Here is a 9,540-nt window from a genome sequence, read left to right as displayed (position 1 = left end):
GCGGCGGTCGGGCCCAGCCGGCTGCTCATGCAAGACGCCGCGCCTGCTGCACGACTGCGCTCCGGCGATCTTCCGGGGAATCACTGCCCGAGATGAGCCGGCTCAGATGCGGCAGGCAGGTGTCGGCGAAAGCGATCCCGATGACGCTGAGGAGTGTATCCGCTCCCCCTCGGGCATCGCTGCGCGGCACCGCCTGCTCCAGTGCGGCGACCATCCGGGCGCAGCCGGCCCCGCGAGTGGAGGCCGATACCGGTTCGGCGAGTTCCAGGCTCTCCCAGAGCAGGAGGCGCACGAGGCGAGGATGCTGAGCTGCTCGATCGAAGAGATCTCCGGCGAGGGTTCCGAGAGCGTCGGCTCCTGCGCCTGTGATGTCGATCCCGTCGAGCAGCCGCTCGACTTCGCTTTCGAGCACGGCCGCGAACAGCCCTTCTTTGTTCCCGAAGTACTGATAGATGCGCTCTTTGTTGATGCCCGCCTCGCGAGCGATCGCCTCGACCCGCCCGCCGGCGAAACCCGACCTCGAGAAGTGCGTCGAGGCCGCCGCGAGCAGTTTCTGCCGGGTCTCCTGCGTGTTCCAAGCCACAGGAGGATCATACTCCAACCTTTCGGTTGGAGAGTGGTACATTTAAACTCCAACCGAACGTTTGGAGATTTGATGCGCCCACTCCCCCGCCCATTGCAAGCACTCGCCACCTGGGTGGCGATTCTTCCGCTCGTACTCGGCACTTCGGCCGCAGTCGAGCCACTCACCCCAGGATGGCCCGACCCAGTGCGCACCGCACTGGTGATCACCATCGTGGTGCCCGTCGCCGTTTTCGCGGCCGTGCCGATGCTCGCCCGCATCATCCATCGGTTGCGAGGCACGCCGGCGACGGTGATCGCAGACGCATGCCCGGCGCCCGGCCTTGGAAACATGCACGATGACTCACTCCGGACGTGCACCGCGAACCCGCCGACTCCTCCCAGCAGCACTGAGGGTCGCGGGGAGTCGCGATGAAGACACTCGTGCTCGGCGGCACCGGAGCGGTCGGAACCGCTGCAGTTGAGGCGCTCCGTGAACGCGGCCACGAAGTGCTGGTCGCCGGCAGACGAGCCGTCGCTCAGGGAATCGTGCTCGATGCGGCGACCCGGACCGGACTCTCCCGCCTCGCCGAGGTCTCCCGCTGGGCGGACGTGGTCCTCGATCTGAGCGGGCTCGAACGCGCTGAGGTGCAGCGAGCCGCCGGCACCACTCCGCTCGTCGACGTCTCCGCCAGCAGCACGCACCTGGAGCACCTCGCGATGCACGTCCCCCGAGGGGGCGCGGTGCTGCTCGGAGCCGGGATCGCTCCCGGCGTGAGCACCGTGCTCGCGCGCGCCCTCGGCCCCGCGCCGGGCGACGAGGTCGACATCGGCGTCATGCTGGGAGCAGGCGAGGCCCACGGCGCGGCGGCCGTGCGCTGGACCACGGGTCTCGCCGGAACCCCGGTGCACTGCGCCCCTGAAAGCTGGCCGGTCATGAATCTCCGATCGGTCCGGCGCCTCCCCTCCCCCTCGGGAGCCGATCGGTGGTTCTTGCGCGCCGACTTTCCAGACGACCTCCTCGTCGGTCGGTCGACCGGCGCATCGGTGCGCAGCTGGCTGGCTCTCGACAGCCGAATGGCGACGTGGGCGCTCCGCGCCGTGGGGGCCGTGCCTGCGCTCGCTCCGGCACTCAGCCGAGCACCGCACATCGGTGCTGACGCATGGAGCGTGACCGCCACCCACCGCGGTTCAGGTCGCACACTCTCCGCCTCGGGACGAGGGCAGTCGCGGGCAACCGGTCGGATCGCAGCGGTCGCTGCAGAACGTCTCGTCGATCGGGGCCTGCGCGGCGCAATCACCATGGATGCGCTCATCGGACCGGGCGAACTCGCGGCCTTGGAGGGCCTGCGCCTCACGGGGGCGTGAGCGCAGCGCTCCGCGCTCGCGAGTCCCCGTCGAGTCGCCGCCCTCCCGCGCGCGCGAGACCCGCACTGTGCGCTCCCCATGTAGGCGGGTGAGGAAGGCATCACTGCAGGGGCGCTCCCCGACGGTCTCCGAATCGACGCTACGACCGCGACGTTGTCGGGTACACCTGGCGCGCCCGGCACCTTCGTACTCACGGTGACCGTCGGTTTCGGGCAGGACAGCCGAGCGTACGAACTGAGCGTCGTCGATAGCGGCGCCGCTCCCCCGGCACCGGACTCGGAAGACCTCGAAAGCCCCTGATTCCGTCAGCGGGCGCTCGTGCACCATTGCGGAGGCCCCACGCTGCACGTACGCTGATCGCGAGACCAGGTGTCACATGAGCTAGGGGGCAGCATGCGGACAGTCGGGAGGATCGGTCGGAGCGCCATCGGGCTCGTGATCGCCGGGGCGATCGCGACCGCGCTCTCCGGTTGCGTGTCGATGGACGCGGCGGAGGATGCTCGGGACGACGCAGCCGAAACGACGATCGCATCAGAGGTGGTCGGCACGTGGAAGGCCGAGGAAGCCGGGGACGTCGCTGCAGAGCTCACGTTCGAGAGCGGCGGGGCGCTTTCGGGCTCCGACGGATGCAACACCCTCACGGGCCGCTGGGAAGCCGACGAGACGCGGATCGAGTTCGACGACGTCGCGATCACGCAGAAGGAGTGCATCGGGATCGAGCCGTGGCTCGGGCGACTCGACGAGGCGACCCTGTCAGGCGACACGCTGACCATCTTCGACGAAGCGGAGACCCAGATCGGAACGTTGCATCGATCGTGACCCGATGACGCACGGGAGAGCGCCCCGTCGGGCACCGGGTGCTCCCCCGCGCTCTCATCGCACGGCTGTGCTCTGCTCTCCCCTCCGACCGAGCGTCAGACGAGGAGGGTGTCGCCGATGTAGCCGCCTGCGACGCACCCCGGCGGTATCGCGAACACCGCGGAACCGATGGGTGTCGTCCACTCATTGAGCAGGTCGAGTTCATCGAGGCGGCGCTGGATCGGAACGAACTGCTGCAGCGCATCGGCCTGGAAGGACACGAAGAGCAGCCCGCTGTCGGAGATCTCGGCGCCGGACGGCGGATGATCGTAGTTGTAGGCCCGCCGGAAGATGCGTTCGTCGGTGTTCTCCGATCGGGCCCGTCGAATGTGCGAGAACTCCGGAATCACGGGGAACCCGATGCTCGTCTTGGCGTCGAAATCGGGTTCGTCGTGCTCGTTCACTCCGGTCAGCGGGGCACCGTTCGCCAGTGTGCGTCCGACCGACTGCTCACGCCCGCTCCGATCGAGTCGATCCCACTTGTCGAGGTCCATGCGGGTGCGGCGCAGCACGAAGCTCGTCCCGCCCGCCAACCAGCCGTCGGCCGCCCAGACCACACGCGCGAAGTCCTCGTCCTCCGGTGAGGGGTTGGTCGTTCCGTCGACCTGCCCGAAGAGGTTGCGCATCGTCGTGCCCGGCTTCTCCGACCCCAGTGCGCGGCGGAACCCGTGCTGCGTCCATCGCACGGTGGCGAAGCTCCGCGCGTCCTTGAGGAGCATTCGGGTTGCGTGGGCGACGGTGAACGCGTCGTCGGATGCGATCTGGAACAGCAGGTCTCCGTCGCTCCAAGCGGGGTCGAGACGGTCGATCGAGAACGCGGGCAGTGGCCCCAGCCAGTCGGGCAGGGCGCTCGGCCCGGCCGCACGCATCACGAATTCGGGCCCGAAACCGAACGTCACCGTCAGTCTCGCGGGCACGGTGCCGAGTTCGGGCTCGGAATCCGCGAGCGCGGGCTCGCCCTGGGTGAGCCTGGCGGCGTCGTCGGTGAGCACCCGCATCATGCGCCGCAGTGCTGACCGATCGATCTCGGCGCGCAGATCGAGCGCGATGAAGGTGGCATGCGCCTGCGGCGTCGTCGCGATCCCCGCCTGGTGGGTGCCGTAGAAGGGGACGGTGTCGGATCCGTGGAGCGCGGGCATCGCTTCGCCGCCCCGCTCGGTCGCGGTGCCGGGTTGCAGACGATTCAGGAGCACGTCTGCGCCGACTGCGGCGGCCGCGCCGAGACCGGCGACGGCTCCCCCGAAGAGGAGCCCTCGCCGGCTGACGCCAGACCGTCCCGATGGGTGGGTCTGCTCGGATGTCATTCTGAGTGGCCGCCCATATCCATGTCTTCGCTCATGTGCATGTCGTCGCCGTCTGCGTAGTTCTCGTTCGCTCCGGCGTAGTCCTTGGCCGGTACGGTGAACTCGTAGGTCGAGTCGTCGGAGAAGGTCAGCGTGAACGTGATCTCGTCGCCCGCTGCGATCGGGTTCGTGAGGTCCATGAGCATGATGTGGTTGCCGCCCGGCTCGAGCACGAGGCTGTCGCCCGCGGGAATCGTGAACCCTCCGGTCTTCTCGCGCATCATCATCTCACCGGCTTCGTTCTCGACGGTTTCATGCAGTTCGAGTGCACTCGACGCCTCTGTCTCGACGGAGACGACGGTGATCTCGTTCGAGCCCGAGTTCTCGAGCTCGCCGAACGCTGCTGACATGCCGCTCTCTGCCGCCTTCACCCAGCCGTTCTCCATCTCGACGGAGTCGCCGGCGGGTGCAGCGGTGGCCTCCGGGCCGGATGCGGGCGTGCTGCATCCTGCGAGCGCGAGCGCCGCGATAGCGGTCAGGGCAAGGGAGGGAATTGCGGTGGTACGTACGTTCATGGTGTTGCCTTTCAAGAATTCACAATGTGTGGTGTTTCGCATCGGTTCACCTCGATGAGTTCGGCGCTTGTTTCGGGTTGCGCTTTCTGAAGGACCAGGCGATGAAGAGCAGCAGCGCACCCGAAGCTCCGGCAGCGCCGATCGCGACCGTTCTCCAGAGATCGGAGCCACCAGCCGCATCGTCCGCTGCACCGCGCGCGGCAGCGATTGCGCCGGTCTCGGCAGCCTCTTCTGGATCTTGCGCCGACACGGGTGCATCACCTGCCGCTGACGCCTCCCCGACAGGGGCGGCATCGCCGACGGCGAATGGAATGATCCCGCTGATCGGGTGTCCGTCCGATGACACGACTCGCCAGCGCACCTCGTACGAGCCGTCCGGGAGTTCGGCATCGGTCGGCGCGGTCACGGTCGGCCCGTCGAGCGTGGGCTCGGCGGAGATCCACTCGGTATTGCTCTCGTCGACGAGCAGGATGACGGCCCCGACCGCCAGCACCGTGTCGGAGAACTCGAGCGAGACCTCCGACGGTGACGCGGAGAGCTCGGCAGACGCCGCCGGCTCGCTCGAGAGCAGCTGATCGTGCGCGAATGCAGGGTGTGCCGGTCCCAGCACGAGAGCGCTCGCCCCGATCAGGACTGCGGTGAGACGAAGTGGGTATGCGGATGCAGGGGTGGGCAGAGGTCGCCCCATGATGTTGGCCTCTCAGGAGAATCCGGATCATCGAAGGCATCAGCGTTGCTCGCTCGGCGCAGAGTGCTCCGTGCGCGGGCGCTGGTGCGAGAGCGCGCACGTCTCCCCCGCGCGCATCGGGGGTTCCGAGCAACGGGGATGCAGACAGGCGCGGCGCTCCCTCCTCCGATGGCGGAATGCGCGCGACCGAGCGCTCACTCGGGCGCGAGCGCTCCGCGGAGACGGGAGACGTTACGAGAACGGTCCGAGGGCGGGCGGCCCCCGATGCGCGGTGACGGAGGCGTAGACACCGATGGGCAGCGTCGGCACGTCGACACGAGGGGGAACGGTGTCGCCCGTCGCGGGTGGCGTGCAGAGGGCCGCGATCGGAGCTGCGGGGATGATTCGGGCGAGGAGCAACTGCGCGAGATTCGCCAGCGAGGCCAGCACGGTCTCAGCACGGTGCAGAGCGACCACCGTCAGCGCGCAGGCGAGCGCGTGGGCGACCCACATGTCGGAGCTCGCCTGGGCGAGATGCACGCTCTGCGCGCCCGAGAGGTCCCAGCCGGGCGCCAGTGCGTGCGCATGGTGTGGTTGCGCGAGCGCAGCGGAGCTCGGGGAATGCGGGGCGCCCAGAACGAAGAGGGCGTGGAACAGGAACTGGCTGATCGCGACCCCGATCGCGAGTCGCAGCAGAGACGGCTTGCGCCCCGCGAGCCCCACGCACACGAAGGCGGACAGAATGAGCGGAGCCGCGAGGCCGATGATTCCGGGAGGATCGCCTCCCCCTGCCACATGGGAGAGCAGCGCGACGAACGTCGCCAGCGCCGCTGCGGCGACACCGCGCACCGCAATGCCGGCGCGCGAGGAGGTCATGCCATCATTCTGGCACTCGATTCCGTCATGAGAGCAATCAGAGCGCTCAGCTCCCTCGCGAGTCCGGATGCGGGATCCCATACCGCCTCGGAGAAGATCTCGACCTCGATTCCCTCATCGATGACGGGCCGATGCATCGGCTCCGTCACACGCGAGATCGGGAGCAGCGCTGCACCGAGACCCAGCATCGACCATTCTTCGAGCACACGGTAACTCAACGCTTCTCCCGGATAGGTTCTCACCGGGAGATCTCGAGATGCGAGCAGATCGCGGGTGAACCTCGTCAAGCCGCACGCGTCCGGCACCATGATCGCTGCCGCCCCGTGATCTCACGGAGCTCGACTTCTCGCGCGTTCGGCGAGCTCCGCTCGACCGGCCTCCTACGGCTGCGGGAGACTCCCGTCGGGAGCGCCCTCCGGTCGTTCGCCCTGGGGCCTCCCCATGCCCCCGCCGGGTCCCGCATTCGCGGTCGAAGGATCGTATTCGGCTCCATTGGCCATGATGGTGCCGCCGGTGATCGAGGCCTCCCCGTTCGCATCGATCGGGGCGTCTCCCCCATTCGCGGCGCTGGTGATGTCGAGCTCCCCTCCGCTGATCGTGATGCTGCCGTTGGAGTCGAGACCGTCGAACGCCGCTTCGATGGTGATGGTGCCGCCGGAGATCTCCAGGCGCTCGCCGGTGTCCGACTCCCTATCCTGTCCGCCGGTGTTCAGGCCGGATGCGTTCACTCCATCGTCTTCCGCAGTGATGTCGAGTGAGCCCGCGCCGATCGCGATGTTGATCGCCTCGACTCCTTCCGTGGACGCGGTGAGTGCAAGGGAGCCGCCCCCGATCGACACGATGTTCTCGGCCTTCACCCCGTCGTCTGCAACGGCAGCCGTGATGGTGCCGCCCGTGATCACGGTGTCGGTGTGCGCCTGCAACCCATCGTCTCCGGCGGTGAGGTCGATGGTGCCGCCGCTGACGAGAATGTACCCCTGGGTCTCATCGTCGCTCTGGTCGCTCTTGAGCGCGTCTCCGGCCGTGGCCGTGAGCTGCATGCGGCCGCCCTCGATCACGAGCGCGTCCTTCCCGCGCAGCGCGTCGTCTGCTGCGGTGACATCGATGTCGCCCGCGAGGATCACCAGATCGTCCGTACTGGTGATGCCGTCGTTGCCGTTCCCGGTGACGGAGAGGGAGCCCTCGCCGCTCACCGTGAGATCGCTGTCCGCATAGATCGCAGCGTTGGCCCCCGCGTCGTCCGTGTACGCGACGGCATCGGAGACGCTGTTCTCGCTGCCCTCGGCGAGGTGGATCGCGACATCATCAGCGCTCTGCACCTCGATCGCGGGGCCCGCCGAGTTCGTGATGTCCGCTCCGTCGAGCACCAGCACGACGAGCGCGTCCTCGGGGGCGGCGACCACGACGCGACCGTCGAACGACCCCGAGAGACGGTAGACGCCCGCCTCGGCGATGGTGACGGTGGTGCCGTCGAGGTCGACGCCCTCGCCGACCGAGGAGCTCGCCGCAGACCCAGAGAGCTCGACGTCGACCGCATCGTTCATCGACCATTCGTCGGGCTTCACGGTCGTGTAATCGGCGTTCGCGGAGAGCACTTCGTCGGGGCTCAGGTCTCCCTCGAAGGCCGTCGGCTCCGCAGCGCTCGTCGCGGACGCGGATGCGGATGCGCCGGTGTCGTCTGCGCCGGTGCCCGCGGACGTGCCGAGCGCAGTGCATCCTGCGAGCAGGATGCCCGCGAGGGCGAGAGACGTGATGAGGAGGGGTCGTTTCATGATGGTTCCTTCGACGTGATGACGGATGACGAGAAGGGGCCGCGAAGCGTGCGCGCCCACTTGTTGCTGGGGAGTTCGGGGTGGAGCGCGGCGGAGCCGACTCCGAACTTGCTGATGCCGCTGGGCCGGTGGCCGGCGCGCCAGAGAGCCCGGTCGAGCAGACTCGGAGGGCCGGCGGACTTCGATTCGAGAATCACCTGGTCGTGCAGCGCGACTGTGCGACCGTGCGCGTCGCTCCATCGCAGCTCCGTGTCGATCGTTGCGCGGCTGCCATCCGGCAGGAGGAGCGTGGCGCGACGGTACTGGCTCACGAGCGAGGGCCGCATGCGGTCGACCAGCAGAGGGTCATGGCCGTGCGCCTGCAGCAGAGGCCGGAGGTACGCCCGCCCCGCATCGGTCACACGCATCCGATCGACCGGGTCGTAGGAGATCCGGTTTTTGACGGTGCTCCCCCTGCCGCTCTTGGTCTTCAGCTCGAGAAAGGCGCTTCCGGTGTCGAGGTAGCATCGCGTGCGGAGCTTGAAACGGCGCCTCCGACGCTGGGCGGTGAGGCGGTAGCTCACGTGATCCTCGGTGTCGAAGTAGACGGAGTCGTAGCCGAATTCCCGCCGGCGGGAGATTTCGAGCACCCGAGCCCGCGAGCTTGCCGATTCGAGGATCTCCTCCGCTGCGCCGCTGGGCAGCAGGTACTTGCGATCGACCCGGGTCAGGAGTTCCGCCTCGGCGACGAGCGCGTCGAGTGCGACCGACTCGCAGCGGGCGAGAATGGACTGCAGTTTCACCGTGACCCGCGGGGTTCGGCCGTCTGCGGCAGAAGTGCGACGACGGTTTCGCGCCGCTCGCTCCGGGAAGGCAGTTCGTCGAGCGGTCGCGATGCCGCCACCGCTGCACCGCGAGCTCGGCGCCGTTCCGACTCTCGCGCGATGCGGTAGCGCACGTCGACGAGGGTCGAGTCATTCACGAGGTCGAGCTGCTGCACGGTCGCCACGGCGACCTCGCCGCCGAGTCGTTCAGCGAGCTCTGCGCGCAGTTCGTGCTCGTCGGTGATCGCCCGGTCGAGGCGCACCACCTGGTGTCGGCTGCGCGCGAGCACCGACGGATGGTCGGCCAGCCACATGACGGCGAGGATCAGCGCGATGAGAATGGACGGCAGGAGCACGGAGGTCGTGGCGAGCCCGCCGATCAGCCCCATCGCGAGTGCGGAGAAGTAGTAGGCGACCTCGCGCTGCGAGATCTCAGATGAGCGGAGGCGGATGATGGACAGGACGCCGAAGAGCCCGAGCCCGAGCCCGGCGGCGATCTCCGCCCCTCCCAGCACGGCTGTGACCGCGAGAACTCCGACGTTCAGGCCGAGAAACGCGACCACCAGATCGCGACGCCGGTGCCGCGGGTAGTAGAGGCCGAAGGCGAGGATCAGTGCGGCGACGAGGTCGACGGCGGCGAGGATGAGACTGCTGGTGGTCATGAGAGGTTCCTCCGGTAAGCGGGGAGGTCGGGCTGCGGATCGCCGCGATCTCTGGTGCGTACGAGTACAGCGGCGAGATGTAAGCGAGTTCTATGCGCTCGCTGCGCGGACGCCG

General features: G+C 68.3%; 12 protein-coding genes. 3 read left to right on the top strand and 9 right to left on the bottom strand.

What is annotated here, in order from left to right; translation table 11 throughout:
- Window positions 1-25: 25 nt before the first annotated feature.
- Entirely contained in the window at window positions 26-583 is a 558-nt protein-coding gene (locus NS354_RS05370; RefSeq protein ID WP_058593561.1) for a TetR/AcrR family transcriptional regulator, read from the bottom strand.
- A gap of 410 nt (window positions 584-993) precedes the next feature.
- Here NS354_RS05370 and NS354_RS05365 point away from each other — a divergent pair, with 410 nt between their 5' ends.
- The 3 genes from NS354_RS05365 (at window position 994) to NS354_RS05360 (ending at window position 2,748) form a co-directional block, all read left to right on the top strand.
- On the top strand, window positions 994-1,929 hold the full coding sequence (locus tag NS354_RS05365) for an NAD-dependent epimerase/dehydratase family protein (RefSeq protein ID WP_058593560.1): 936 nt from the start codon (window positions 994-996) through the stop codon (window positions 1,927-1,929).
- Between the two features lie 99 nt (window positions 1,930-2,028).
- Window positions 2,029-2,229, top strand: a complete 201-nt coding sequence (locus NS354_RS13930; protein ID WP_082677913.1) for a putative Ig domain-containing protein — start codon at window positions 2,029-2,031, stop codon at window positions 2,227-2,229.
- A gap of 93 nt (window positions 2,230-2,322) precedes the next feature.
- Window positions 2,323-2,748, top strand: coding sequence for an META domain-containing protein (locus tag NS354_RS05360; RefSeq protein ID WP_082677912.1), 426 nt, complete (start codon window positions 2,323-2,325; stop codon window positions 2,746-2,748).
- A gap of 95 nt (window positions 2,749-2,843) precedes the next feature.
- Here the strand turns inward: NS354_RS05360 and NS354_RS05355 are convergent, their stop codons facing one another.
- The 8 genes from NS354_RS05355 to NS354_RS05320 all read right to left on the bottom strand — a co-directional run bounded on the left by NS354_RS05355 (window position 2,844) and on the right by NS354_RS05320 (window position 9,425).
- The gene (locus NS354_RS05355; RefSeq protein WP_058593558.1) at window positions 2,844-4,091 is read right to left on the bottom strand and encodes a Dyp-type peroxidase; all 1,248 of its coding nucleotides are present in this window, start codon (window positions 4,089-4,091) and stop codon (window positions 2,844-2,846) included.
- Complete coding sequence (locus NS354_RS05350) at window positions 4,088-4,645, bottom strand: copper chaperone PCu(A)C (RefSeq protein ID WP_058593557.1); 558 nt, start codon at window positions 4,643-4,645, stop codon at window positions 4,088-4,090. The genes NS354_RS05355 and NS354_RS05350 overlap by 4 nt, the downstream gene beginning before the upstream one ends.
- Window positions 4,646-4,691: 46 nt before the next feature.
- Entirely contained in the window at window positions 4,692-5,255 is a 564-nt protein-coding gene (locus NS354_RS05345; protein WP_058593556.1) for a copper resistance CopC family protein, read from the bottom strand.
- A 309-nt stretch (window positions 5,256-5,564) separates the two neighbouring features.
- Window positions 5,565-6,188 (bottom strand): hypothetical protein, encoded by a 624-nt coding sequence (locus NS354_RS05340; protein ID WP_058593555.1) that lies wholly within the window; start codon window positions 6,186-6,188, stop codon window positions 5,565-5,567.
- A complete protein-coding gene (locus NS354_RS05335; protein ID WP_058593554.1) occupies window positions 6,185-6,394 on the bottom strand; it encodes a hypothetical protein in 210 nt (69 codons plus the stop codon). The genes NS354_RS05340 and NS354_RS05335 overlap by 4 nt, the downstream gene beginning before the upstream one ends.
- Before the next feature lie 174 nt (window positions 6,395-6,568).
- Window positions 6,569-7,960: a carbohydrate-binding domain-containing protein gene (locus NS354_RS05330; protein WP_058593553.1), complete on the bottom strand. Its 1,392-nt coding sequence runs from the start codon at window positions 7,958-7,960 to the stop codon at window positions 6,569-6,571.
- A complete protein-coding gene (locus NS354_RS05325) occupies window positions 7,957-8,742 on the bottom strand; it encodes a polyphosphate polymerase domain-containing protein (RefSeq protein ID WP_058593552.1) in 786 nt (261 codons plus the stop codon). Before NS354_RS05325 ends, NS354_RS05330 begins: the two co-directional genes overlap by 4 nt.
- A complete protein-coding gene (locus tag NS354_RS05320; RefSeq protein ID WP_082677910.1) occupies window positions 8,739-9,425 on the bottom strand; it encodes a DUF4956 domain-containing protein in 687 nt (228 codons plus the stop codon). Before NS354_RS05320 ends, NS354_RS05325 begins: the two co-directional genes overlap by 4 nt.
- Window positions 9,426-9,540 lie beyond the last annotated feature (115 nt).

Origin of the sequence: Leucobacter chromiiresistens (genome assembly GCF_001477055.1) — a bacterium.
GTDB lineage: Bacteria > Actinomycetota > Actinomycetes > Actinomycetales > Microbacteriaceae > Leucobacter > Leucobacter chromiiresistens_A.
The sequence above is the reverse complement of the archived record's forward strand: the minus strand, read 5'-3'. Positions and strand labels throughout refer to the sequence as shown.